The organism is Streptomyces sp. NPDC048352 (assembly GCF_040651895.1).
Lineage (GTDB): Bacteria > Actinomycetota > Actinomycetes > Streptomycetales > Streptomycetaceae > Streptomyces.
On sequence record NZ_JBEZKZ010000094.1, the window covers coordinates 1 to 25,131 of the forward strand.

23 protein-coding genes and 1 riboswitch are annotated in these 25,131 nt (G+C 72.0%); of the genes, 6 read left to right on the top strand and 17 right to left on the bottom strand.

Annotated features, from left to right (window positions below; all coding sequences use genetic code 11):
* Positions 1-268 precede the first annotated feature (268 nt).
* The 6 genes from AB0D45_RS31025 to AB0D45_RS31050 all read right to left on the bottom strand — a co-directional run bounded on the left by AB0D45_RS31025 (position 269) and on the right by AB0D45_RS31050 (position 6,808).
* A complete protein-coding gene (locus AB0D45_RS31025; protein ID WP_362465229.1) occupies positions 269-1,411 on the bottom strand; it encodes a glycosyltransferase family 4 protein in 1,143 nt (380 codons plus the stop codon).
* A 21-nt stretch (positions 1,412-1,432) separates the two neighbouring features.
* On the bottom strand, positions 1,433-2,557 hold the full coding sequence (locus AB0D45_RS31030; protein ID WP_362465232.1) for a hypothetical protein: 1,125 nt from the start codon (positions 2,555-2,557) through the stop codon (positions 1,433-1,435).
* 25 nt (positions 2,558-2,582) lie between these two features.
* Complete coding sequence (locus tag AB0D45_RS31035; protein WP_362465234.1) at positions 2,583-3,632, bottom strand: NlpC/P60 family protein; 1,050 nt, start codon at positions 3,630-3,632, stop codon at positions 2,583-2,585.
* A gap of 240 nt (positions 3,633-3,872) precedes the next feature.
* A complete protein-coding gene (locus tag AB0D45_RS31040) occupies positions 3,873-4,907 on the bottom strand; it encodes an NlpC/P60 family protein (protein ID WP_362465236.1) in 1,035 nt (344 codons plus the stop codon).
* A gap of 257 nt (positions 4,908-5,164) precedes the next feature.
* The gene (locus AB0D45_RS31045; protein WP_361610427.1) at positions 5,165-6,526 is read right to left on the bottom strand and encodes an NYN domain-containing protein; all 1,362 of its coding nucleotides are present in this window, start codon (positions 6,524-6,526) and stop codon (positions 5,165-5,167) included.
* Between the two features lie 42 nt (positions 6,527-6,568).
* A complete protein-coding gene (locus tag AB0D45_RS31050; protein WP_007263676.1) occupies positions 6,569-6,808 on the bottom strand; it encodes a hypothetical protein in 240 nt (79 codons plus the stop codon).
* Positions 6,809-6,921: 113 nt separating this feature from the next.
* Between AB0D45_RS31050 and AB0D45_RS31055 the strand changes: the two genes are divergently transcribed.
* Complete coding sequence (locus AB0D45_RS31055) at positions 6,922-7,656, top strand: rhomboid family intramembrane serine protease (RefSeq protein ID WP_362465240.1); 735 nt, start codon at positions 6,922-6,924, stop codon at positions 7,654-7,656.
* The gene (locus AB0D45_RS31060) at positions 7,653-7,934 is read left to right on the top strand and encodes an Lrp/AsnC ligand binding domain-containing protein (protein WP_007263678.1); all 282 of its coding nucleotides are present in this window, start codon (positions 7,653-7,655) and stop codon (positions 7,932-7,934) included. Before AB0D45_RS31055 ends, AB0D45_RS31060 begins: the two co-directional genes overlap by 4 nt.
* A gap of 66 nt (positions 7,935-8,000) precedes the next feature.
* Here AB0D45_RS31060 and AB0D45_RS31065 read toward each other — a convergent pair whose 3' ends face one another.
* The 6 genes from AB0D45_RS31065 to AB0D45_RS31090 form a co-directional block, all read right to left on the bottom strand.
* Positions 8,001-9,386, bottom strand: a complete 1,386-nt coding sequence (locus tag AB0D45_RS31065; RefSeq protein ID WP_362465243.1) for an aminotransferase class V-fold PLP-dependent enzyme — start codon at positions 9,384-9,386, stop codon at positions 8,001-8,003.
* 219 nt (positions 9,387-9,605) lie between these two features.
* Positions 9,606-9,722, bottom strand: a riboswitch (SAM riboswitch).
* A gap of 81 nt (positions 9,723-9,803) precedes the next feature.
* Positions 9,804-10,868 (bottom strand): anthranilate phosphoribosyltransferase, encoded by a 1,065-nt coding sequence (gene trpD, locus AB0D45_RS31070; RefSeq protein ID WP_361609864.1) that lies wholly within the window; start codon positions 10,866-10,868, stop codon positions 9,804-9,806.
* Positions 10,869-11,033: 165 nt separating this feature from the next.
* The gene (locus AB0D45_RS31075) at positions 11,034-12,674 is read right to left on the bottom strand and encodes a cytochrome bc complex cytochrome b subunit (RefSeq protein WP_362465245.1); all 1,641 of its coding nucleotides are present in this window, start codon (positions 12,672-12,674) and stop codon (positions 11,034-11,036) included.
* Complete coding sequence (locus AB0D45_RS31080; RefSeq protein WP_361609860.1) at positions 12,671-13,729, bottom strand: Rieske 2Fe-2S domain-containing protein; 1,059 nt, start codon at positions 13,727-13,729, stop codon at positions 12,671-12,673. Before AB0D45_RS31080 ends, AB0D45_RS31075 begins: the two co-directional genes overlap by 4 nt.
* The gene (locus AB0D45_RS31085; protein ID WP_361609861.1) at positions 13,726-14,535 is read right to left on the bottom strand and encodes a c-type cytochrome; all 810 of its coding nucleotides are present in this window, start codon (positions 14,533-14,535) and stop codon (positions 13,726-13,728) included. Before AB0D45_RS31085 ends, AB0D45_RS31080 begins: the two co-directional genes overlap by 4 nt.
* Positions 14,536-14,609: 74 nt before the next feature.
* Positions 14,610-15,230, bottom strand: coding sequence for a heme-copper oxidase subunit III (locus AB0D45_RS31090; protein WP_361609862.1), 621 nt, complete (start codon positions 15,228-15,230; stop codon positions 14,610-14,612).
* A 186-nt stretch (positions 15,231-15,416) separates the two neighbouring features.
* Here AB0D45_RS31090 and AB0D45_RS31095 point away from each other — a divergent pair, with 186 nt between their 5' ends.
* A complete protein-coding gene (locus AB0D45_RS31095) occupies positions 15,417-15,818 on the top strand; it encodes a hypothetical protein (RefSeq protein ID WP_361609863.1) in 402 nt (133 codons plus the stop codon).
* A 105-nt stretch (positions 15,819-15,923) separates the two neighbouring features.
* Here AB0D45_RS31095 and AB0D45_RS31100 read toward each other — a convergent pair whose 3' ends face one another.
* From AB0D45_RS31100 to coxB, 4 genes are all read right to left on the bottom strand, one after another.
* A complete protein-coding gene (locus AB0D45_RS31100; RefSeq protein ID WP_361605350.1) occupies positions 15,924-17,171 on the bottom strand; it encodes an Ig-like domain-containing protein in 1,248 nt (415 codons plus the stop codon).
* Positions 17,172-17,299: 128 nt separating this feature from the next.
* Positions 17,300-17,698, bottom strand: a complete 399-nt coding sequence (locus tag AB0D45_RS31105) for a cytochrome c oxidase subunit 4 (RefSeq protein ID WP_361605353.1) — start codon at positions 17,696-17,698, stop codon at positions 17,300-17,302.
* On the bottom strand, positions 17,695-19,431 hold the full coding sequence (ctaD, locus tag AB0D45_RS31110; RefSeq protein ID WP_361605356.1) for a cytochrome c oxidase subunit I: 1,737 nt from the start codon (positions 19,429-19,431) through the stop codon (positions 17,695-17,697). Before ctaD ends, AB0D45_RS31105 begins: the two co-directional genes overlap by 4 nt.
* Complete coding sequence (gene coxB / locus AB0D45_RS31115; protein ID WP_361605359.1) at positions 19,428-20,402, bottom strand: cytochrome c oxidase subunit II; 975 nt, start codon at positions 20,400-20,402, stop codon at positions 19,428-19,430. Before coxB ends, ctaD begins: the two co-directional genes overlap by 4 nt.
* A gap of 305 nt (positions 20,403-20,707) precedes the next feature.
* Here coxB and AB0D45_RS31120 point away from each other — a divergent pair, with 305 nt between their 5' ends.
* A complete protein-coding gene (locus AB0D45_RS31120) occupies positions 20,708-22,087 on the top strand; it encodes an aminotransferase class V-fold PLP-dependent enzyme (protein WP_362465251.1) in 1,380 nt (459 codons plus the stop codon).
* Positions 22,088-22,147: 60 nt separating this feature from the next.
* Here AB0D45_RS31120 and AB0D45_RS31125 read toward each other — a convergent pair whose 3' ends face one another.
* The gene (locus AB0D45_RS31125; RefSeq protein ID WP_361605365.1) at positions 22,148-23,128 is read right to left on the bottom strand and encodes a carbohydrate kinase family protein; all 981 of its coding nucleotides are present in this window, start codon (positions 23,126-23,128) and stop codon (positions 22,148-22,150) included.
* A gap of 133 nt (positions 23,129-23,261) precedes the next feature.
* On the opposite strand from AB0D45_RS31125, the gene AB0D45_RS31130 reads away from it, so the two are divergent.
* Together AB0D45_RS31130 and AB0D45_RS31135 are read left to right on the top strand one after the other, a co-directional pair.
* Positions 23,262-23,477 (top strand): hypothetical protein, encoded by a 216-nt coding sequence (locus AB0D45_RS31130; RefSeq protein ID WP_361605368.1) that lies wholly within the window; start codon positions 23,262-23,264, stop codon positions 23,475-23,477.
* Positions 23,478-23,559: 82 nt separating this feature from the next.
* Complete coding sequence (locus AB0D45_RS31135; RefSeq protein WP_362465254.1) at positions 23,560-24,996, top strand: hypothetical protein; 1,437 nt, start codon at positions 23,560-23,562, stop codon at positions 24,994-24,996.
* Positions 24,997-25,131: the final 135 nt, after the last annotated feature.

Consider the following 25,131-nt stretch of genomic DNA (forward strand, 5'->3'; position numbering starts at 1 on the left):
CGCGGGGGGGGCTTAACACCCCCCCCGCGGGCGTTCGAGGCGCCGGGCGCGCAGCGCCCGTACGGGGGTCAGGGGCGGAGCCCCTGGGAACGGTGGAAGGGCGGGGAGGGGCCGGCCCCGCGCAGCGGCCCACCGCCCGCAGGGGAGCACCGGCCCCAGCCCGCCAAGTGACCCCGGCCCCCGGCCCGCCGGACGGAGTCCGGCGCAGCGGGGGCGAAGCCGGTAAGGCCGCCCGCGGCCGAGCCGCGCGAGCGCCGGGTAAAAAACTTCAGAGTAGCTCCCGGAGGCCCTCGGCCAGGTGGTCCCAGCGCCACTGGCGCTCGACCCACGCTCGCCCCGCCCCGCCCATCCGCGCGCGCAGCTCCGGGTCGAGCAGCAGCGCCACGATGCGGTCCGCCGCGTCCTCCGGGGCGCCGCCCCGGACCACCCAGCCGGTCTCCCCGTCCCGCACCGCGTCCGGCGCCCCGCCCGAGTCGCCCGCGACCACCGGCAGGCCCGTCGCCGACGCCTCCAGGTAGACGATACCGAGCCCTTCGACGTCCAGCCCGCCCCGCCGGGTCCGGCACGGCATCGCGAAGACGTCGCCCGCGCCGTAGTGGGCGGGCAGTTCGGCCCAGGGGACCGCGCCCGTGAAGACGACCGAGTCCGCGACCCCCGTCGAGGCGGCCAGCGCGCGCAGGTCCGCCTCGTACGGTCCACCGCCCACGATCAGCAGCACCGCGTCCGGCACCGCCGCCAGGATCCGCGGCATCGCCTCGATCAGGGTGTCCTGCCCCTTGCGCGGGACCAGCCGGGAGACGCACACGACCACCGGCCGGTCGGTCAGCCCCAGCCGGGCCCGGACCTCCGCGCCGCCCGACCCGGGGTGGAAGGTCTTCTCGTCGACCCCGGGCGGGAGTCGGACCATCCGCGCCGCCGCCCGCTCCGTCACCGCCGAGGCGATCCGCGAGCGCGTGTACTCCCCGAGGTAGGTCAGCGTGTCCGTACCCTCGCCGATCCGCCGCAGCAGCTGCCGCGCGGCCGGCAGCTGCGCCCAGCCCGCCTCGTGCCCGTGGGTGGTGGCGACGATCCGCCGCGCGCCCGCCCGGCGCAGGGCCGGGCCCATCAGCCCGAGCGGGGCGGCCGCTCCGAACCACACCGACTCGCAGCCGTGTTCGCGCAGCAGGGACACCGCCCGGCGGGTCACCCGGGGCGTCGGCAGCAGCATCGTCGTACGGTCGCGCACCACCGGGAACGGCTGTTCCGCGTCGAAGGCGGCGGTGGCCTCGCGGCCCTCCGCCCCGTGCTTCCAGGTGGAGGCGTAGACGACGACCCGCTCGGGGTCCAGGCGCAGCGCCATGTTGTGCAGGAAGGCCTGGATGCCGCCGGGGCGGGGCGGGAAGTCGTTGGTCACGATCAGCGTCTTGTGCATCCCCGCCAACGTACCCGACGGCTATCCGAGCTCCTCCCGCAGCGTCTGCCGCCAGGCCGCCGTCAGTCCGGGCAGGTCCACTCCCAGGGCCTCCCCCAGTGCGGCCGGCAGCGGTTCGCGGCCCGCCAGCTCGTAGAGGCGTACCAGCGCCGGCTCGCCCCAGCGGGCGGCGACGAGCCGGCAGGCCAGCCAGGCTCCCCCGTACGCGCGGGCCGTCGCCTGCGGGTCGCCGCCGAAGGTGAACGACCCGTCGGCCGGGAGCGCGCCCGGCAGTTCGCCGCGCCGCACGGCGCGCGCCAGCTCGGGCGCGCCGTCGGCCGGGGCGGTGGCGGTCTGCCGGTACGCCGCCCAGTCCGCGAAGCCCTCGGACAGCCACAGCGGCGTGGAGGCCGAGGTGGCGGCGCGGGTCGCGACGTGGGTGACCTCGTGGGTCAGCACGATGCGCCGCCCGGCCTCCGACAGCCCCGGATACCCCTCCGGGTTGACCACCACCCGGTCGGCCGGGGCCGGTCCGCCCCCGGTGCTGCCGGTGGTGACGGCCCCCAGCCCCCGGTAGGTGTCGGCCGGCCGCCCCAGCAGCGCGGCCACCGCCTCCAGCGTGGCGGGGGCCAGGACCACCACCCGCCGCGCCCACGGCCGGGGCCAGGCGGCGGTCACCGCCGGCACCGCCCGGTCGGCCTCGGCGGCGAGGGCGGCCAGCGCCTGCGGGGTCTGGCCGGCGCCGAGGACGAGGCAGTGCGCGCCCCGTACGGCCGCCACCTCTCCCTGGTCCCACAGCTGCGCCACCGCGCCGGGGGCGGGCCGGTCGGCGGTGACCCGCCAGGCCGTTCCGTCCCGGGCGAGCTCCACCTCGCGGGCCGAGGAGGCGGGGGCTCCGTCGTAGCCGGCGAGCCGGTAGCGCAGCTCCGCGCGCGCGAAGGCCCGTACGCCGGACTGCCGGACGGAGGTGACCTCGTAGGACCAGCCCTCCAGGGGGATCCCGGCGAGCCGCGCGGGCGGGGCGGCGGACCAGTCGGCCACGGCCCGCCGTACGGCCCCGTCGTCGGCGGGGGCGCGCGGGGCCGGGTCCGCGCAGCCGGCCGCGGGGAGCGGGCAGAGCGCGAGCGCGAGCAGGCGCAGGGCGGCGCGGCGGCGGACCGGGGTCATCCGCCGATCGTACGCAGGGCCCGCCTCAGGGCCGGGTCACCGAGGACACCGGCATCATCCCGACGGGGTCGTAACGCACCCGCGCGCCGGGGTACGGGGCGTGCACCACCTGGCCGTTGCCGACGTACATGCCGACGTGGCTGGCGTCGGAGCGGTACGTCACCAGGTCCCCGGGCTGCGCCTGCGAGAGCGGTACCTGCCGGCCCGCGTACCGCTGGGCCTGCGAGGTGCGGGGCAGGGAGACCCCGGCCTGCCGGTACGACCACACCATCAGGCCGGAGCAGTCGAAGCCCGTGGGGCCCGTGGAGCCCCATACGTACGGCCGCCCGACCGCCGCCCGGGCCGCCATGACCGCGGCCATGGCGCGGCCCGAGGCGCGGCCGCCGCCGGCGGGCAGCTCCGGCGGGCCGTCGACGCTGCCGCGGCCGCCGGAGCGGGAGGCTCGCTCGAAGTCGGCCCGCTCCTCGGAGGGCATCGCGTTGAGCAGCCTGCGCGCGGCGGCGAGCTTCGCCGTGACGGCGCGCTTGTGGGTGGCCACCTCCGTGCGCAGGGCTTCGAGTTCGGCGAGCTTGCGGGAGGCCTCCTGGCGCTGCCGGCCGATCCGCCGCTGCTCCTCGCGGAGTTCGCCGAGCTGCTGGGCCTGGCGGCCGCTGAGCCGGCCCAGGACGGCGGCCTTGTCGAGGTAGGCGCCGGGGTCGTCGGAGAGCATCAGCTCGACGGTGGGGTCGAGGCCGCCGGAGCGGTACTGGGCCCCGGCGAAGGTGCCGAGGATCCCGCGCATGGTGTTGATGCGGTCCTGGCCGCGGGCGACGGCGTCCTGGGCGCGGCTGATCTCGGCCCGCAGGGCGTCGGCCTTCTCGCCCGCCTCGTTGAACCGCTCGGTGGCCTGCTCGGCCTCTTCGAAGAGCCGGTCGACCTGGGTGCGGGAGCCGGCGGGTTCCCGGGGGAGGCCCGGTGAGGCGAGCGCGGGGGCTCCCGCGATGGCCACGGCGGCGCCGGCCGCGGCGGCGGTGAAGGCGGTGACCTTGGTGTTCCGGTCGAGGCCGCTGGGCCCGGGCCGTCGGTGGGACGCCATGGGGAACCGCTCCCTTCCGCTGCGCGGGGCCCGGGTCCGCCCCCCGTGGGCGGTCGTGTGCCGGGTCCGCGCTGGCAGACAGTAGCCGCGCGGCCACGCACCGGCCAACGGCCGTCGGCGGGCACCCGGGGCGGCGGGCCGCCTCAGACGCAGGTCATCGGCGGGGCGGGAGGTCAGAGCCGGTCCGTGCAATTCGCCCGGATGGGCGGTGTACGGGGCTGCCGCGGGCCGGGAGGGCGGTCAGCCGACGCGGACGCCGAACTGGAAGGGCATGTTGTCCATCGACTCGTACTTGACCCCGCCGCGCGGGTTGGACGCGTGCAGGGTCATGTTGTTGCCGGCGTACAGGCCGACGTGGTGCAGGTCGTCGTAGAAGAAGACCAGGTCACCGGGCTGGAGCTGGCTGCGCCCGATGCGCGTGCCGTCGTTGGCCTGGGTGTAGGTGGTACGGCTGATGCTGACGCCGGCCTGCCCGTAGGCCCACTGCGTCAGCCCCGAACAGTCGTAGGCGCTGGGGCCGGTGGCGCCCATGATGTACGCGCTGCCCAGCTTGGTCTTCGCGGCGGCCAGCGCCGCCCCGGCCCGGCCGGAGGCGCTCGCGACGGGGGCGGCGCCCTCACCGGCGGTGCGGCCGGCCTTGCTCTGCTGCGCCTCCTCGTCCTTGAGCTGGCTGCGCTCCTGCGCGGTCAGCGTGTTGAGGAGTGCCTGGGCCTCGGCGAGCTTGTCCTGGGCGGCCTTCTTCTTCTCGCCGAGCTCCTTGCGGGTGGCGTCGAGGTCGGCGAGCTTGCCGGTGGCCTCCTGGCGCTGCTGCGCGAGGGCGCGCTGCTTGGCCTGGATCTCGGCTATCGCCTGGAGCTGCCTGCCGCTCAACTGCTGGAGGGTGGAGGCCTTGTCGAGGTAGGACTCCGGGTCCCCGGAGAGCAGCAGCGCCACGGACGGGTCGATGCCGCCGCCGCGGTACTGGGCGGTGGCCATCGAACCGAGGGTGTTGCGCAGGTCGTTGAGCCCGCCCTGGTCACGGGCCACCGCGTCCTGGAGCTGGGCGATCTCCTTCTCCAGCTTCTCCTGGTGCTCGCGGGCCCCGTTGAACTTCTCGGTGGCCTGCTCGGCCTCCTCGTAGAGGGCGTCGACCTTGGCCTTGACCTCGTCCTTGTTCGGCTTGTCCGGCGCGGCCACGGCGGACTGCGAGGAGAGGGCGACCGCCGCGGCGGCGGTGGCGGTGAGCACGGTCACGCGCGTGCGGGTCGGCTGCTTGGGTCGACGGTGGGACGCCACGGGGGCGAGCTCCTTCTTCCTAGAGCCGCCGAAGACGAACGGGCACGTTCGGCGGCACCTCCGCCCGTACCCGAATGGGTGACCTACCGCACGGAGGTTTGAGCAGACCCTAGTGACCCGCCTCTGATCACTTCAAATCCCCGGCAGCAAAAATCCGCAGCCGTTCCGCTTCTTTTACCGTCGGCCCACGCTGCGTGCCGAGGGGCTGACGGTGCGTCTTCCGCTTGCACCGTCAATCCCGACATCGGGCCCAGTAGTTACGAAACGCGCGAAAGCCGCTTGAGCAGCAATGCGGACGCCACCGGCCGGGCTCCGGCCTTCGCGACCCCGTCGGCCACCTCACGGTCGGTGGAGACCACGACCACCGGCCGGCCGGGCGGCTCGGCCCGCACCAGCTGGCGGATCAACTCGTCGGCCGTCACGCCCGCCTTGGAGAACAGCACCCGCACCCCGCGCGGCGGTGCCAGCAGCACCGGCGCCGCCAGCTCCGCGCCGTCGAAGACGCACGTCATCTCGGCGCCCGTCTGCGCGGCCAGCATCGACAGCCCGCCCAGCAGCCGCAGCCGCTGCTTCTCCAGCGGCATCGTCGGATAGCCGGTCTTCGTCACGTTGTAGCCGTCGACCACCAGGTGCGCCTGGGGAAGCGCCAACAGCTGGTCCAGCAGGGCCGGATCGGTCTCCGAAAGAGCGCGCGCCGCGATGTCCTTCGGGGTCATCCGGCCCGGCTCCACCGCCTCCACCGTGTCGGCCGGCCGGGTCGAGACCGGCGGCAGCGCCAGCTCGCGCCGCAGCCCCGCCGCCGCGTCCAGCACGGTGTCCAGCAGCAGCCGCAGCCGCATGTCCTCGGTGCTGCGCCCCTCCCGGGCGGCCCGGCGCGAGGTCTCCAGCGCCGACTCCACCTCCGCGAGACGGGCCTTGAGGCGCCGGGTCTCGGTCTCGGCGGCGGCCACCTGCGCGGCCGCCTCACCGCGGATCCCGTCGATCTCGGCGCCCACCTTGCGCAGCGCCGCCTCACCCCGCTTGACGTCGCTCAAGGCGCTGCGCAGCTTGCGCTGAAGCGATTCCGCTTCCTTGCGGGCGGCCTCCAGCTCGGCGCGCACCTGGTCGCCGCCGGTCCGCTGGGCCTCCTTCAGCTGCGCCAGCTCCTCGCGCAGCCGTTCCAGCTCCCGCCGGGTTTCGTCACCGACCCGCTCGGCGTCGGCGCGCTGCGCCTCCTCGCCGGCGGCGGCCACCAGCTTCACCCAGCCGGCCGGGCGCAGCACGTACGCCGCCGCGGCGACGTCCAGCGGGTCGGCGGCGGCGGGAGGGGCCCCGGCCTCCAGGGCCCCGGCCAGCTCCGGCTGCGCCTCGCGCAGCTTCTCCGCGATCCGGCTGCGGAAGACCCCGTCGGTCTCCACCGCGGCGGCCATCGCGGTGCCCGCGAACTTGGCGCGCCGGGTCGGGGTGAAACGGGCGTACTGGCGCAGCTGCGCCGGGAGGTCCGCGACCGTCAGACCGCCGAAGGCGTCCGAGACGATCGCGACGACCCGGCGCCGCACGCCTTCAGGCAGCGGGCGGTCGAGGACCTCCGCGGCGTCACCGGCCGCGTCGGCCGGCCTCGCGCCGCTTGCTGGCTCCACTCTCCGTCACCCCTACCGTGATCTACTGTGGGCCCGGCTCCGTCAGGAGTCGGTGCCCGGCCTGTCCACGAGCTCGATCTGGTCCACCGCGTTGCACCAGCGGCAGCGGACCGACTCGATGGTCTCACTGACCACCTCGCGCTCCTCGACCTTGGGCTCCCCGGCGAGATCGAGGTGGACGTACTCCACGACCTTCGACGATCGGGTGACATCGAACCGCGTGAGGTTGCCGCACAGGGTGCAGCGCCACCGGGTGGTGTCGGTCGGCAGGGGAACCGTCATCAGGCCGCTCTCTCCTTCGTAGCTCATTCAATTAAAGCGGTACGGCGCGGTCGGCGGACCGCAGCACGTAACCCTACGGCCTGGCACCACCCTCAGGCGGGTGCGTCTGCGTCATGCTCTGTCGCATGATCGTAAAGTGGCGGACCCTGTGCGAGGCCGCCCGGGGCCCCGTGGTGACGTACGCGCTGATCGCCGGCTGCTGCGTGGTGTTCGTCATCGGCCCGGCTTCCGGCCTGAACCCGGACTACGGGACGGGCGAGCGGCTGGTCTCGACGGGCACGGCGTACTTCCGGCACTGGGGCGTCGTCCCGGACGAGCTGTTCTCGGGCGCGGTGCGCCCGCTGCTGACGCCGCTCACGGCGCTCTTCGTGCACGGCAGCTGGCTGCACCTGCTCGGGAACATGCTGTTCCTCTACGTCTTCGGCACCATGACGGAAGAGCGCATGGGCCGGGCGCCCTTCCTCGTCTTCTACGTCTGTACGGGATACCTGGCGCTCGCGGCCTACGCGGCGGCCAACGCGGCCTCGGACCAGACCCTGGTCGGGGCGTCGGGGGCGATCTCGGCGGCGCTCGGGGCCTTCCTGTGCCTCTTCCCACGCGCCCGGGTGACCAGCCTGTTCCCGTTCCTGTTCTTCCTGCCGCTGCGCTTCCCGGCCTGGATCGTGCTGGTGTTCTGGTTCGGCCTCCAGTGGCTGGCGGCGCACCGGGCGGGAAGCGGTCCCGGAGTGGCCTACCTGGCCCATGTGGTGGGCTTCTCGCTGGGCTTCCTCTACGCCTGGGGACGCTATCGCCGGGCGACTAGAGTGAGGAGACCAGTGACTGCCGGCGAGGGAGACAGCCAACCGTGATCACCGCGATCGTGCTCATCAAGACCAGCGTGGACCGCATCCCCGAGATCGCCGAGTCCATCGCCCAGCTGGACAGCGTCAGCGAGGTCTACTCCGTCACCGGCACGTACGACCTGATCGCCCTGGTCCGCGTCGCCCGCCACGAGAACCTCGCGGACATCATCCCGGGCCGCATCAGCAAGATCCCGGGCGTCGAGGCGACGGACACCCACGTGGCGTTCCGCACGTACTCCCAGCACGACCTGGAAGCCGCCTTCGCCATCGGCCTCGACGCGTAGCCCCGCTCCGGGACCGGCCCGTGCCCCGCACGGCGGTGCGGGGCGGCCGCCGCGCCGGCGCCCGCGCTACACCGCCGGGACGCAGCGGCCCTCCTCCGTGCGGTACTGCCACTTGGCGCCGTCCGCGACGAGTTCCCGTACCGCGCGCACGAAGCGCTCCACGTGCTCGTCCGGGGTGCCGGCCCCGAAGCTGACCCGGATCGCGTTCAGCGACCGCTCCCCCGGCGCCGCCTCCGGCGCCCCGCACTCCCCCTGGGCCTGCGGCTCGCTGCCGAGCAGGGTCCGCACCAGCGGGTGGGCGCAGAACAGTCCGTCGCGCACGCCGATCCCGTACTCGGCGGACAGCGCGGCCGCGAAGTGCGAGCTGTTCCAGCCGTCGACGACGAAGGAGATGACGCCGACGCGCGGGGCGTCGTCCCCGAACAGGGACAGCACGCGCACGGCGGGGACCCCGGCCAGGCCCTCGCGGACCTTGGCGATGAGGTGGCGCTCGCGGGCGACGAGGGCGTCGAAGCCGGCCTCGGTCAGGGCGCGGCAGGCGGAGGCGATGGAGTAGACCCCGATGACGTTCGGGGATCCGGCCTCGTGGCGGGCGGCGGTGGTGTGCCACTCGACGTCCACGCCGCCGTCCTCGCGGCGGGCGACCTTGCGGGAGGCGCCGCCGCCGGCGAGGTACGGCTCCGCCTCCTGGAGCCAGTCGGCGCGGCCGGCGAGCACGCCCGAGCCGAAGGGCGCGTACAGCTTGTGCCCGGAGAAGGCGACCCAGTCCACGTCCAGCTCCCGTACGGAGACGGGGTGGTGGGGGGCCAGCTGGGCGGCGTCCAGGACGATCCGGGCGCCGTGGGCGTGCGCGGCGGCGGCCAGCTCCCGGACCGGCCACAGCTCGCCGGTGACGTTGGAGGCGCCGGTGACGCAGACCAGCGCCGGCCCGTACGGGTCGCGGTCGGCGAGCGCACGTTCCAGGGTGGCGACGGCCTCGCCGGGCGTGCGGGGGGCGTTGAGGTAGGTGACCCGGGCGTCGCCCCAGGGCAGCAGCGAGGCGTGGTGCTCGGTCTCGAAGACGAAGACCTGGCAGTCGGCGGGGAGCGCGGCGGCGAGCAGGTTGAGGGAGTCGGTGGTGGACCGGGTGAAGACCACCTGGTCGCCGGGGCGGCAGTCGAGGAAGTCGGCGACGGTGGTCCGGCTCTGCTCGAAGAGGTCGGTGGACAGCTGCGAGAGGTAGCCGGCGCCACGGTGGACGCTGCCGTAGTACGGGGCGTACGCGGCGACGTCGTCCCAGACCCGCTGGAGCGCGGGGGCGCTGGCCGCGTAGTCGAGGGCGGCGTAGGTGACCTCACCGCCGGTGACGAGCGGCACGGTGACGTCGCGGCCGAGGACCGGCAGAGGCGCGTCACAGGCGGGGTCGGTGGCGGTGGCGGTGGCGGCAGCGGCGGCGTTCAGGGATGCGGACATGGCGGTATCTCCCGGCAGGCAGGGCTGAATGGCTTCGGTGTGCCCGTACGCGGGTACGGCTCGGCGGCCGACCGGAGGGGTACGGGAGGGCCCCGGAACGAACGGGGGTGCACGGAAGTGGCCCTGGTCCGGGGGGTGAAGAAGGGGCGGAGTCGCCCTATCGCATTCGCTTGCTCACGGAAAACGCTCCTCGAGAGACCAGGACCCCTGGTGTCGAGGGATCCGCGCTTGCCGTAGGCCTTTCTGCCTACGACCTGGTCATCACCCGGGGCACCCCGCCACGGAAGGAGGGTTGCCGGACAGCAAGCCGGGGCCAAAACGCTGTCACTCGTGACCTTGGGGAGCATCCTGCCACATGATCCTCCGCGCGCAAGACCCCGGTCCACGATGTGGACCGGGGTCTTCGGTGCGGAGGGGTCAGGCGTTGGTGGCCGCCACCCAGCGCTCCAGCGCGGCCCGGGCCGCACCCGAGTCGATCGCGTCCGCCGCGCGGGCGATGCCCGCCGTCAGCTGCTCCTCCAGCGAGCCGGTGCCCGGGTCCAGGGCCACCAGGGCGGCCGCGGAGTTCAGCAGCACCGCGTCGCGCACCGGGCCGGTCTCGCCGGCCAGCAGGCGGCGGGCGACGTCGGCGTTGTACGACGGGTCCCCGCCGCGCAGGGCAGAGATGTCGACCGTCGCGATGCCCACGTCACGCGGGTCGAAGGCGTGCTCCGTGATCCGGCCCTCGCGCACCCACCACACCCGGGAGGTCCCGGTGGTGGTCAGCTCGTCCAGGCCGTCGTCGCCGCGGAAGACCAGCGCGGAGGTGTTCCGCTCGGCGAGCACCCCCGCCATGATCGGGGCCAGCCGCGCGTCCGCCACCCCGACCGCCTGGGCCGTGACCCGGGCGGGGTTGGTGAGCGGGCCGAGGCCGTTGAACGCGGTGCGCACCCCGAGGTCCCGTCGCGCGGAGGCGGCGTACCGCAGGGCCGGGTGGAAGACCACCGCGGCGCAGAAGGTGATTCCGGCCTCCTCCGCGACCTGCGCCACCCGCTCCGGGGTCAGGCCGAGGTTGACGCCGAGCTTCTCCAGGACGTCGGAGGAGCCGCTGGCGGAGGACGCGGCCCGGTTGCCGTGCTTGACGACCTTGGCGCCCGCGCCGGCCGCCACGACGGCGGACATGGTCGAGATGTTGACCGTCTTGGCGCCGTCACCGCCGGTGCCGACGATGTCCAGGGTCCGTCCGGGCACCTCGATCAGGTTGGCGTGGGCGTACATCGTGCGGACCAGGCCCGTGTACTCCTCCACGGTCTCGCCCTTGGCCCGGAGGGCCACCGCGAAGCCCGCGATCTGCGCGTCGGTGGCCTCGCCGCGCATGATCCGCTCCATCGCCCAGGCGGTGTCGTCGGTGGCGAGGTCCTGGCGGTTGAGCAGGGCCTCCAGGATGCCCGGCCAGCCGCGGGCCGCCACGCTGTCGCCGCCTGCCGGGGTCGCAACGTTCATGGTCAGCTCCTGCTGCTTCGTCGGGGTCGCACGTCCCATGGGGACGATCACAGCCTATCCAGCCCCGGAGGCGGCAAAGAGCCCCGTCCAGACACTGGACGGGGCTCTTGCCGTGGCGACACGGGGACCGGCCGGAGCCGGTCCCTCAAGCGGTCGGACCGGAGATCAGTGGTGGCCGTGGCCGGCCTGGATCTCCTTGTACTCCTCCACCGTGGGCTTCGGAATCTGGTTGTTCTCCGCGTAGAAGCCCTTGCTGAGCTTCGCGCGCAGCTTCTCGCCGCGCGTCACCTTGCGCTCGACACCGTTCTCGTCGACCGTGGGGCCGATCTCGACGGGCCGGTACTGCTCGTGCGCGGTGAGCGTGTGCAGCTTGGCCTGCGACAGCGGCTCGTGGACCTCGACGAACTCACCGTGCGGCAGGCGCTTGATGATGCCGGTCTCGCGACCGTGCAGCACCTTGTCGTGGTCCCGGCGCTGGAGGCCGAGGCAGATCCGCTTGGTGGCGATGAAGGCCAGGACCGGGACGACGAAGAAGCCGATCCGGACGAACCACGTGATCGAGTTGATCGACAGGTGGAAGTACTGGGCGAACATGTCGTTGCCGCCGCCGATGAGGAGCACGATGTACTCCGCGATCCAGGCGACACCGAAGGCCGTACGGGTCGGGACGTTGCGCGGGCGGTCCAGGATGTGGTGCTCGCGCTTGTCGCCGGTGACCCAGGACTCGATGAACGGCCAGACGGCGATCGCGCCGAGGACCAGCGGGAAGAGCAGCAGCGGGATGAACACGCCCAGGACGAGCGTGTGGCCCCACAGGTTGATCTCCCAGCCGGGCATGGCACGGATGAGGCCTTCCGGCATACCCATGTACCAGTCGGGCTGCGCACCGGTGGACACGTGGTCCGGGCGGTACGGGCCGAGCGCCCAGATCGGGTTGATCGAGGCGATCGCCGCGACGGCCGCGATGACACCGAAGACCAGGAAGAAGAAGCCTCCGGCCTTGGCCATGTAGACGGGCAGCAGCGGCATGCCGACGACGTTGCTGTTCGTCTTGCCGGGGCCGGCGAACTGGGTGTGCTTGTGGAAGAACACCAGGATCAGGTGCGCGACCAGCAGGCCCATCATGATGCCGGGCAGCAGCAGGATGTGCACCGAGTAGAACCGCGCGACGAAGTCGCCGCCCGGGAACTCCCCGCCGAAGAGGAACATCGACAGGTAGGTGCCGACGACCGGGACGGAGAGGATGGCGCCCTGCATGAAGCGGACACCGGTGCCCGAGAGCAGGTCGTCCGGCAGCGAGTAACCGGTGAAGCCGGTGAACATGCCGAGGACCAGCAGCAGGAAGCCGAAGATCCAGTTGATCTCACGCGGCTTGCGGAACGCGCCGGTGAAGAAGACGCGCATCATGTGCACGACCATCGCCGCGACGAAGATCAGCGCGGCCCAGTGGTGGATCTGGCGGATCAGCAGACCGCCGCGGACGTCGAAGCTGATGTCCAGGGTCGAGGCGAAGGCCTCGGACATCATGACGCCCTGCATCGGCACGTACGAGCCGTGGTACACGACCTCGTTCATGCTCGGGTGGAAGAACAGCGTCAGGTACACACCCGTGAGGATGATGATGATGAAGCTGTAGAGGCAGATCTCGCCCAGCATGAAGGACCAGTGGTCCGGGAAGATCTTGCGCATGTTCGCCTTGGCGAGGCCGTAGATGCCCAGGCGGCCGTCCGCCCAGTCGGCTACGCGCTCACCGCGCGACGCGTTGCGCGACGCCCCGGTGGCCGAGGTGTTCGTGGAGGTGCTCATCCGCGCTCCCAGAATGCAGGACCGACGGGCTCTTCGAAGTCGCCGTGCGCCTCGAGGAAGCCTTCGTCATTCACGCCGATCCGCAGCTGCGGAAGCGCGTGACCGGCCGGGCCGAAGATGACACGGGCGCCGTCGGAGAGGTCGAAGGTGGACTGGTGGCACGGGCAGAGCACGTGGTGCGTCTGCTGCTCGTACAGGCTGATCGGGCAGCCGACGTGGGTGCAGATCTTGGAGAAGGCCACGATGCCGTCGTGGGACCACTCCAGCTCCCGCTTGTCCTTGATGTCCTCCGGCTGGATGCGGACGATCATCAGGGCGGCCTTGGCGATCTGGACCTGGAAGTCGTGCTGGTCCTCCTCCAGGCCTTCCGGCATGGCGAAGGTCAGCGAACCGACCAGGACGTCCTCGGGACGCAGCGGCTCCATCGTGTTCTGGTTGATGAGCAGCTTGCCCTTGGACCACAGGGTCTTGCGCAGCTTGTCCTCGGGCAGGGGGCCCAGGTCGCGCAGCAGCACCACTCCGGCGAGCGGCACCAGGGCCAGCGCGCCGAGCATCGTGTTGCGGATCAGCGGACGGCGGGCGATGCCGGACTCGTTCGCACCGTCGGCGAAGTCCTGCATGACCTTCGCCTTGACCTCCGGGGAGGCGGCGATCTCGTGGCGCTCGTCGGCGACCTCGACGTCCGACATCAGCGTGCGGGCCCAGTGGACCGCGCCGGCGCCGATGCAGAACAGGGCCAGGCCGAGCGTCAGGCCGAGCGAGAAGTTCAGCGCGCTGACCTTCCCGACGGGGAAGATGTAGACGATCTTCTCCACCGGGATGGCCACGTACGCGGCGATGAAGCCGATCGTGGCCAGCATCGACAGCGTGAACAGCATCGCCACCGTGCGCTCGGACCGCCTGGCGGCCCGCTCGTCGATGTCCTGGATGCGCGGCTTGTGGACCGGGAGGCCGGGGTCGGCGAACGGGTCGTCCGCGACCGCTACGGCACCGTGGTGCGCGTCGCCCTGCTCGCTCGGCAGGTGCTTGTCTTCGGGAATGTCTTGGCTACTCATGACTTCTTGGCCTTAGCGGTGTGGGCCGCGACCCAGACGGCGACAGCGATCAGCGCACCCAGACCGAAGATCCAGCCGAACAGACCCTCGGAGACGGGGCCGAGGCCACCGAGCTTCAGGCCGCCAGGGCTGACCGACTTCTCGCCGTTCACGTTCTGGAGGTACGCGATGATGTCCTTCTTCTGCTTCTCCGGCATGGTGCTGTCGGGGAAGGAGGGCATGTTCTGCGGGCCGGTGAGCATGGCCTCGTAGATGTGCTTCGGCTCGACGTCCTCGAGGTTCGGGGCGTACTTGCCGAGCGTCAGCGCGCCGCCCTCGCCGGTGAAGTTGTGGCACTGCGCGCAGTTGTTGCGGAACAGCTCACCACCGGCGGCGATGTCGGCACCAGCCGGGTCGTACTGCTTCTCGGCCGGCGTGATCGGACCGGCGCCGAGCGACGCGATGTACGCCGCCAGCTGGTCGATCTGGGCCTGCGAGTAGATCCTCGGCTTCTTCGGCACCTGGGCGCCGGGCTGCTGGGCGGGCATGCGGCCCGTGCTCACCTGGAAGTCGACGGCCGCGGAGCCGACGCCGACCAGGCTGGGGCCGTCAGTGGAACCCTGACCGCCGGTACCGTGGCAGCTTGCGCAGCCCACGGCGTACAGCTTCTTGCCCTCCTCGATGGCGAGGGACTGGGCGGTTTCATCGGCCTGCGCCTTGCCAGCGGGCGCGAAGGCAGCGTACAGCCCCCCCGTGACCGCCAGCGCGAAGAGTAGAACGACGACCGCCGCCAGCGGATGGCGTCGTCGTGCGGAGAGCTTTTTCACGGATTACCCCGGTGTCAGGATCTTCTGCGTCGGTGTTTCTGGATGGTGCCGGGCGGGGCCCGGCGACGTGTTCGCTACTTGATCAGGTAGATCGTCGCGAAGAGGCCGATCCAGACGACATCGACGAAGTGCCAGTAGTAGGACACGACGATGGCCGACGTGGCCTGTTCGTGGGTGAACCTCTTGGCCGCGTACGTCCGGCCGAGGACCAGCAGGAAGGCGATGAGACCGCCCGTCACGTGCAGACCGTGGAAGCCGGTGGTCAGGTAGAACACCGTGCCGTACGGGTCGGACGAGAGGCTCAGACCCTCGTGCTTGACCAGCTCGGTGTACTCGAACACCTGGCCGCCAATGAAGATCGCACCCATGACGAACGTGATGATGAACCACGACCTGAGCTTCTTCACGTCACCGCGCTCGGCGGCGAATACGCCGAGCTGGCAGGTGAGCGAGGAGAGCACCAGGATCGTGGTGTTCGTCGCCGAGAAGGGCAGGTTCAAGGCCGAGGCCTTCTCCGCCCAGAACTCGGCGCCCGTCACGGATCGCAGGGTGAAGTACATCGCGAAGAGGGCCGCGAAGAACATCAGCTCGGAACTCAACCAGATGATGGTTCCGACGCTGACGAGGTTCGGCCGGTTGACCGTCGGGTGCGCGTGCCCGGTATCTACTGTCGTTGCTGTCGCCACGACCGACATTATGTCGGTCGCTTATCCCGCCCTCACCCCGGGGGGTGCCGTTCGGAGTGTCAGGGGGGTGTGCAAGGCCCGAACGGCCCATCAGAGGACCGGTCGCGAGGGCGGCGGAACCGATGTTGACAGCCGGTCGGACGGAGTAGCATCCCGCGCATCATCAGCGTGATTCACGGCCACGTGGAGGACGAAATGCGGGCGACTGCGCGGGTTCTGGTCTACAGCGACGACGCGGGCACCCGGGAGCAGGTGCGGCTGGCAGCCGGGCGCAGGCCCGCAGCTGACCTGCCCCCGGTGGAGTTCCTGGAGTGCGCCACGCTTCCGGCGGTCCTCAAGGAACTGGACGCGGGCGGCATCGACGTGTGCGTGCTGGACGGCGAGGCGGTCCCGGCCGGGGGCATGGGCGTGTGCCGGCAGATCAAGGACGAGATCTTCCGGTGTCCGCCGGTGCTGCTGCTGATGGGGCGGCCCCAGGACGCCTGGCTGGCCACGTGGAGCCGCGCGGACGCGGCGGTCACCCTTCCGGTGGACCCGGTGGAGTTCCCCGGGGCCCTGGCGGGGCTGCTGCGCGCGCGGCTGTCGCTGGACGCCTGAGGCGCGGGGGGCGCCCGGGGCGCCCGGGGCGCCCGGGGTGTGCGCGGGGGCCCGCGGGCCGGCCCAGGGGCCGCCCGCGGGCCCGTACGGCCTTCTGCGGGGCTCTCAGACGGTGGGGCGCAGCCGCGCCTGGTCGATGGCGCTGCGGCCCTCCTGGGTGCCCTTCAGGAGGGCGCTGCCCTCGCGCCACTCCTTCCACTCCATGTTCCAGTCGCCGAAGCCGTTGCCGAAGGTGTCCATGTCGTCGCCGATGCTGTTGATCACCTTGACGATGTCGCCCTCGGTGATGTTCTCGTAGAACCAGGCGGCGTTGCCGGTGCTCATGCCGGTGCAGCCGTGGCTGACGTTCTCGTAGCCCTGGGAGCCGACGGACCACGGCGCGGCGTGCACGTACTCGCCGCTCCACGTCACCCGGGTGGCGTAGTAGACGGGCAGGTTGTAGTACTCGCTGCCGCCGATGCCGACGGTGTCGCCGCGCATCTGGACGAAGTACTGCTTGCCGAGCACCACCTTGACCCCGTTGCGGGTGGAGAAGCCGGGCTTGCCGGTGGTCACCGGGATGGTGTTGATCACTTCCCCGTTGCGCTCGAACGTGAGGTAGTGCGCGGCGGCGTCGGTGGTGACCTCGACCCGGTCGCCGATCTCCAGCTTCAGCGGCTTGGACGCGGCCCCGTGGAGCTCGTCGGAGATCCTGATGCCCTCCAGGTTGCTCCGTACGGAGACGGTGGTGTGGGCGGGCCAGTAGTCCTTCGGGCGGTAGTGCAGGTTCTTGTCGTCGACCCAGTGCCAGGCGCCCTCGACTCCGGGCGGCGCGTCGACGACGAGGCCCCGTTCGACGACGGCGCGGGCGGCCTTGTCCTTCACGGGTTCGTTGAGTTCGGCCGTGAGGGGCTGTCCGACGCCGTACTTGCCCTCGTCCGGGCCGAACTCGACCTTGAGGACCTTCTTGGCCGGGGTGGTCTCGAAGGTCAGCGTGCGCTGCCCCGGGGCCCCGCGCTGGTCCTCCGTGCTGACGGTGACCGTGTAGTGCACGCCGGCGGCCATCGGGGCGGTGCTGTGCCAGCGGTCGCCCTTGGCGGAGAGTTCGCCCGCCAGGCGCCGTCCGTGGGTGTCCACGGCCGCCACGTCGGTGATCCGCGCCTCGGCTCCCTTGGCGGTGATCTCGAGCGGCTTGTCGGGGTCGGCGGGGCGTCCGCCGGTGGCCTGGTTGAAGGCGACCTGATCGCCCGCGTCGTACGGGCGGGCGGACAGCGGGTTCTTGTCGCCGGACCCGCATGCGGTGGCGCCGGCCCCGAGGGACGCGACCAGCAGGGAGCAGCTGAGTACCGTCCAAAGACGCGGTGACTGTTTCATGCGCCCAACGCTATGAAGATATGACAAATCCGGCGCGCGGGGTGACTGCAAACGAGGGGCCCGGACTCCTCCGAAAAGGTGTCCGGGCCCCTCAGGCACCGCGGCGGGCCGCGGTGTGGTGCCTACTGCTACTGGTTCTGGTTCTCACCGCGGTAGTACTCGTACACCCAGCCCCACAGGCCGATCAGGATGATGGGGGCGGAGAAGTACATGAGCCACCAGCCGAAGACGACGCCCATGAACGCGAGCGCGCCACCGATCGCCAGCGAGAGCGGCTGCCAGCTGTGCGGGGAGAAGAACCCCAGCTCGCCCGCCTCGTCGGCGACGTCGGCCTCCAGGTTGTCCTGGGCCATCTCGTCCACGCGCTTGGCCGTGAAGGCCAGGTAGTAGCCGATCATGGCGCTCAGGCCGAAGGCCAGCGCGAGAGCGGTGGTTCCGACGGGCTCCTTCGACCACACGCCGTACACGACGGTCATGATCAGGATGAAGAAGGAGAGCCAGAGGAACATCTTGCCCTGGATCTTCACTTGCCGGCCTCCTTGTCGCCGGTGAGCGCCTTGGTGCCGCCGGCGGTGTGGTCCTCGAGGTGGTCGAGGGCCGCGATCTCCGGGTGGTGCAGGTCGAACGCCGGCGATTCACTGCGGATGCGCGGCAGGGTGAGGAAGTTGTGCCGCGGCGGCGGGCAGGACGTCGCCCACTCGAGCGAACGGCCGTAGCCCCACGGGTCGTCGACCTCGATCTTCTTGCCGTACTTCGCCGTCTTCCAGACGTTGTACATGAAGGGCAGCATCGACATGCCGAGCAGGAACGAGCTGATCGTGGAGACCGTGTTCAGCGCGGTGAAGCCGTCGGCCGCGAGGTAGTCCGCGTAACGGCGCGGCATGCCCTCGGCACCCAGCCAGTGCTGCACGAGGAACGTGCCGTGGAAGCCGATGAACAGCGTCCAGAAGGTGATCTTGCCGAGGCGCTCGTCCAGCATCTTGCCCGTGAACTTCGGCCACCAGAAGTGGAAGCCGGCGAACATCGCGAACACCACGGTGCCGAAGACGACGTAGTGGAAGTGCGCGACGACGAAGTACGAGTCGGAGACGTGGAAGTCCATCGGGGGCGAGGCCAGGATGACGCCGGTCAGACCACCGAAGGTGAAGGTGACCAGGAAGCCGATCGTCCAGAGCATCGGGGTCTCGAAGGACAGCGAGCCCTTCCACATGGTGCCGATCCAGTTGAAGAACTTCACACCGGTCGGTACCGCGATCAGGAAGGTCATGAAGGAGAAGAACGGCAGGAGCACACCGCCGGTGACGTACATGTGGTGGGCCCACACGGTCACCGAGAGGCCGGCGATCGCGATCGTCGCGGCGATCAGGCCGATGTAACCGAACATCGGCTTGCGCGAGAAGACCGGGATGATCTCGGAGACGATTCCGAAGAACGGCAGCGCGATGATGTACACCTCTGGGTGTCCGAAGAACCAGAAGAGGTGTTGCCACAGCAAGGCGCCGCCGTTGGCCGCGTCGAAGACGTGCGCACCGAACTTGCGGTCGGCCTCCAGCGCGAAGAGCGCGGCGGCCAGGACCGGGAAGGCGAGCAGGACCAGGACACCGGTCAGCAGCACGTTCCAGGTGAAGATCGGCATGCGGAACATCGTCATGCCCGGAGCGCGCATGCAGATGATCGTGGTGATGAAGTTGACCGAGCCGAGGATCGTGCCGAAGCCGGAGAAGGCCAGACCCATGATCCACATGTCGGCGCCGATGCCCGGCGAGCGGACGGCGTCCGACAGCGGGGAGTAGGCGAACCAGCCGAAGTCGGCGGCACCCGAGGGGGTGACGAAGCCGGCCACCGCGATGGTCGAGCCGAAGAGGTACAGCCAGTACGCGAACATGTTCAGCCGCGGGAACGCCACGTCGGGCGCGCCGATCTGCAGCGGCATGATCCAGTTCGCGAAGCCCGCGAACAGCGGCGTCGCGAACATCAGCAGCATGATCGTGCCATGCATGGTGAACGCCTGGTTGAACTGCTCGTTCGACATGATCTGCGTGCCCGGACGGGCCAGCTCGGCGCGCATGAAGAGCGCCAGGAGACCGCCGATCAGGAAGAACACGAACGACGTGACCAGGTACATCGTGCCGATGGTCTTGTGGTCGGTGGTGGTGAGCCACTTCACGACCACGTTGCCCGGCTGCTTGCGCCGTACCGGCAGCTCGTTCTCGTACGAGTCGGCTGCGGCGGCACCCTGGGATTCGTTGAGGATGCTCACAGTTTGTTCACTTCCGCATTCCGGGCCGGGTCAGTCTGCTTGATGCCGGCCGGCAGGAAGCCGGTCTGACCCTTCTCCGCCAGCTCCTTGAGGTGCGCCTTGTACTCCGCCGGGGAGACGACCTTCACGTTGAAGAGCATGCGGGAGTGGTCGACACCGCAGAGCTCGGCACACTTGCCCTTGAAGGTGCCTTCCTGGGTCGGGGTGACCTCGAAGACATTGGTGTGGCCGGGGATCACGTCCTGCTTGAACAGGAAGGGCACCACCCAGAAGGAGTGGATGACGTCGTTCGACGACAGGATGAAGCGGACCTTCTCGCCCTTGGGCAGGTAGAGGGTCGGCCCCGGGTTGTTGTTGTCCGGGTTCCGGTCGCCGGGGACGCCCTTGTCGTAGACGCCTTCGGCGCCCGCGGGGAAGTCCTTGACGAAGCGGTCCGGCAGGGAGGCGAGCTCCTTCGGAGCCGCACCCGCCTTCGGGGTCGCGCCGTCGCCGTCGACGTTCTCCACGTAGTTGAAGCCCCAGCTCCACTGGAAGCCGATCACGTTGACCGTGTGCGCCGGCTTGGCGGAGAGGGAGAGCAGCTTCGACTCGTCACGCGCGGTGAAGTAGAAGAGCACGGAGACGATGATCAGCGGGACCACGGTGTACAGCGCCTCGATGGGCATGTTGTACCGGGTCTGCGCGGGGACCTCGATCTTCGTCCGGCTACGCCGGTGGAAGATGACGCTCCACATGATCAGGCCCCACACCAGGATGCCCGTGATGAGAGCGGCCGCCCAGGATCCCTGCCACAGGGAGAGGATGCGAGGCGCCTCCTCCGTGACCGGGGTGGGCATTCCGAGGCGGGGGAAGTCTTTCCAGGTGTACGAGCAACCAGTGGCGGTCGCCAGGACCACGCCCGCAGTCAGCGCCTGCAGCAGCTTCCGCCGCATCGGGCGCCGCGGCGAGCGGTCGGAGCCGTAGGGACTCACGTAGCGCCTTCCCGAGAGTCTCGGCCCGCGCGGCCGGCCGCGGCCGTGTTCGGGTCGGTCGCCGGCCCTGACGCAGGCAGGGGTTTGGATGTTTATGCGGACCAAACCCTACTGGACGCTATTTGGGGTCGCGCGGGGAGGGTGCCCAACGCGCCGCTACTGCCCCCGAAGGGATGGATCCGCCGTCCGGGGGACGGCCCGCCCGGCCCTGAACGACGGGCTCGGGGCGGCATCTGACGGCCCCTGAAGCGGCTGCGGCGGGGCGGGGCCCGGCCTCTCGCGGGGGCACCCTCTACCGTGGCCGGATGCCCTACTTCGACACCGCGTCCGCCGCTCCCCTCCACCCCGTGGCCCGGCAGGCACTGCAGGCCGCCCTCGACGAGGGGTGGGCGGACCCCGCGCGGCTGTACCGGGAGGGGCGGCGCGCCCGGCTGCTGCTGGACGCGGCGCGCGAGGCGACGGCCGAGGCGGTGGGATGCCGCGCCGACGAGCTCGTGTTCACTCCTTCGGGGACGCACGCGGTTCACACGGGCATGGCGGGGGTGCTCGCGGGGCGCCGGCGCGTAGGGAGCCGTCTGGTCGTGTCGGCGGTGGAGCACAGTTCCGTACTCCACGCGGCGGACGCGCACGCGGCGGCCGGGGGCACCGTGACGCAGGTCGCGGTGGACCGGCTCGGCGCGGTGACGCCCGCCGGTTACGAGGCCGCGCTGGGCTCCGACACGGCTCTGGCCTGCCTCCAGTCGGCCAACCACGAGGTGGGCACGGTCCAGCCGGTGGCCGAGGTGGCCGAGGTCTGCCGGGCCGCCGGGGTGCCGCTGCTGGTGGACGCCGCCCAGTCGCTGGGCTGGGGGCGGGTGGAGGGCGCGTGGTCCGTCCTCGCGGCCAGCGCCCACAAGTGGGGCGGGCCGCCGGGGGTGGGCCTGCTCGCCGTCCGCAAGGGGGTCCGCTTCTCCGCCCAAGGCCCCGCCGACGAACGGGAGTCGGGCCGCTCCGCCGGCTTCGCCAACCTGCCCGCCATCGTCGCGGCGGCGGCCTCGCTGCGCGCCGTGCGGGCGGACGCGGACGCGGAGGCGGCCCGGCTGCGGATCCTGGTGGACCGGCTGCGGCGGCGGGTGGTCCGGCTGGTCCCGGACGTGGAGGTGGTGGGGGACGCCGACCGGCGCCTGCCGCACCTGGTCACCTTCTCCTGCCTGTACGCCGACGGCGAGACCCTGCTGCATGAGCTGGACCGGGCGGGGTACTCCGTCTCCTCGGGCTCCTCCTGCACCAGCTCCACGCTGACCCCCAGTCACGTGCTGCGGGCCATGGGGGTGCTGTCGGAGGGGAACGTACGGGTCTCCCTGCCGCGGGGGACCTCCGCCGACGAGGTCAACGGCTTCCTGGAGGTACTGCCGGGCACGGTGGCGGGGGTCCGGGCGAAGCTCGGCGCCCCGGAGCCGGCCGCCGCGGCGCCGGTGGCCGACGCGGTCGAGGTCGACGCGCTCGGGCTGCGCTGCCCGCAGCCGGTGATCGAACTGGCCCGGGCCATCACCACGGTCCCGGTCGGCGGAACCGTCACCGTCGTCTCCGACGACGAGGTGGCCCGCCTGGACGTCCCGGCGTGGTGCGCGATGCGCGGCCACACCTACCTCGGCGAGACCCCGCGCTCCGCCGGCACGGCCTACCGGGTGCGGCGCGAGGCCTGACCCACGGGCGCGGCCCCCGCACCGGAGGGTGCGGGGGCCGCGTCGGGAACCGTTCGGCGATCAGGCCGCGGAAAGGTGCGCGCGGACCTCCGCGGCGGCCTCTTCGCCGTACGCCTTGGTGAAGCGCTCCATGAAGTGGGCGCGGGCCAGGGTGTACTCCTGGGTGCCCAGGGTCTCGATCACGAGGGTGGCCAGCATGCAGCCGACCTGGGCGGCCCGCTCCAGGCCGACGCCCCAGCCGAGACCCGTCAGGAAGCCCGCGCGGAACGCGTCGCCGACGCCCGTCGGGTCGACCTTCGCCGTCTCCTCCGGGCAGCCGACCTGGATCGGCTCCTGGCCGACCCGCTCGATGCGCACGCCCTGCGCGCCGAGGGTGGTGACGCGGGTGCCGACCTTGGCGAGGATCTCCTCGTCCGTCCAGCCGGACTTCGACTCGATGAGGCCCTTCTCGTACTCGTTCGAGAAGAGGTAGGTCGCGCCCTCCATCAGGGTGCGGATGTTCTCGCCGTCCATCCGGGCGATCTGCTGCGAGAAGTCCGCCGCGAAGGGGATGCCGCGCGTGCGGCACTCCTCCGTGTGGCGGAGCATCGCCTCGGGGTCGTCGGCGCCGATGAGGACGAGGTCCAGGCCGCCCACCCGGTCGGCGACGGCCTTCAGCTCGATCTGCCGGGCCTCGCTCATCGCGCCCGTGTAGAAGGAGCCGATCTGGTTGTGGTCGGCGTCCGTGGTGCAGACGAAGCGCGCGGTGTGCAGCACCTCGGAGATCCGGACGGACTCGGTGTCGACCCCGTGCCGGTCCAGCCACGCGCGGTACTCGTCGAAGTCCGAGCCGGCCGCGCCGACGAGGATCGGACGGGTGCCGAGCTGTCCCATGCCGAAGCAGATGTTCGGGCCGACGCCGCCCCGTCGGACGTCGAGGTTGTCGACGAGGAAGGAGAGGGAGACCGTGTGGAGCTGGTCGGCGACGAGTTGGTCGGCGAAGCGGCCCGGGAAGGTCATGAGGTGGTCGGTGGCGATGGAGCCGGTGACTGCGATGCGCACGGCGTGGACGCTCCTGCGGAGGACGGCGAGGGGGACATTCAAAACTACCCGGTCCGCGCACCCGCTCCGACCCGGAGAAACTACCCCGTAGTAGGACTTCCTTCGCCCAGGATGGCCACCATACGGTGCCCCCATGACCTATACCGATGGTTTCGGGTACACGGACCACGCCGCGGACGCGCGGCCCGGCTTCGCACGGCTGCTCGGCGACTGCGCCCGCATGGCCCCGCACTGGGCGGTGGAACGGGAGTCCCGGCCGGTCCGGGTGGGTCCCTCGCAGATCCACGGCGTGAGCGTCCCGCCCGCCTCGGCCCGGCTGATCGCCGCCACCGCCGCCTACGGCGACTAGCGAGGACGGCAGGGGAACCGGTTTCGCGGCCGCTGCGTCACACCCGCATCACGTACGGCGGGACACGCTAAGGAGCGATGCGGTGACCAGCGAACAACCCGACACATCACGCGCCACACGACGGCGGCCCTCCTGGGCCATCGGTTCGGTCGCGGCCGCCGTCCTGCTGGCCGGCGGTGGTACGGCGTACTGGGCGTCGACGGCGTACGGCGACGCCTCGGGCGGCCGCGCCCGTACGAGTGACAGCGCGGCCGTCGCGCCGCGCGCGGCCGGGTCCCCCTCGGGCCCCGGGATCGCCCCCGGGGAGCCGGACCCGCACGGCGGGCCGGTGGTCTACCGGGCCGACGTGAAGCTGCCCGAGGGCCCGGCCACCGCCCCTTCCTTCGCCGCGGCCGGGGAGGTCACCTCGGACGAGGTGGCCCGGCTCGCGAAGGCCCTCGGCATCGCCGGCGCGCCCCGGCTGGTCGGCGACGCCTGGCAGGCCGGTGAGGTCGCCGACGGTTCCGGGCCCCGGCTGACGGTGGCCCTCAAGGCGCCCGGCACCTGGAGCTTCTCCCGCTTCCAGGCGGGCGGCACCGGCGGCAGCGGGGACGACTGCGTGCGCGGCAAGGACACCTGCGGCCCGGCCACCCTCCCCCAGGAGGGCGACGGCACCGCGAAGCCGGTCTCCGAGCAGGCCGCCAAGGCCGCCGCGGCCCCGGTGCTGGCGGCCGCCGGGCAGGGCGACGCCAAGGTCGACGCCCACCTCACCCAGGGCGCGGTCCGGGTGGTGAGCGCCGACCCGGTGGTGGGCGGGCTCCCGACCCAGGGCTGGTCCAGCAGGATCAGCGTCGGGGCGGACGCGGCGGTGGTGGCGGGCAGCGGCGAGCTGAAGCCGCCGGTCCGGGCGGCCGAGCAGCCGGTGGTCGGGGCCGCCGAGGCCCTGGAGCGGCTCAACGCGGCGGCCAAGGGCGGCGGCGACGGCACCGGCCCGGGGCCCGGCGGCTGCGCCACCACGGTGCCGCTGACCCCGGACACCCCGACGGGGGCGACGGACACCCTGCCGTGCAACCCGGAGCCGCGCCCGATGAAGCCGCCGCGGACCGAGAGCGTGCGGGGGGCCGCGCTGGGGCTGGTCGCGGGGTCGGTGGACGGCGGGCGGGGTCTCGTACCGGCCTGGCTGTTCGAGGTGGCGGGCGCGCAGGGCAAGCCGGGCCGCACGGTGGTCCAGCCGGCCGCGGCCGGTGACGCAGGCACCCCGGCGCCCCCGAAGTCGCACACCGTGCCCGGGTTCTCGTACGCGCAGGCCGACCGGACGCTGACCGTGAACTTCTGGGGCGGGGTGTGCAGCACCTACACCCTGGAGGCGCGGGAGGAGGGCGCTTCGGTCCTGGTGAAGATCACGGACACCCCGAACAAGCCGGACCAGGCCTGCATCATGATCGCGCAGGAGATGTCCCTGACGGCGACGCTCCAGCAGCCGCTCGGTGACCGCAAGGTCGTCGACGCGACCTCGGGCAAGCCGCTGCCCCGCCAGTAGGCGGTGGCGGCGGCCAGAGACACGAAGGGCCCGGGCCCCGGGGGGGGCGGCCCCCGGGCGGCCCCGCCCCCCCAGGGTGGCTGGTAAGAAAAAAAAGATGCCCCGGGGGGGCGGGGGCGTTAACTCGGGGGCGGG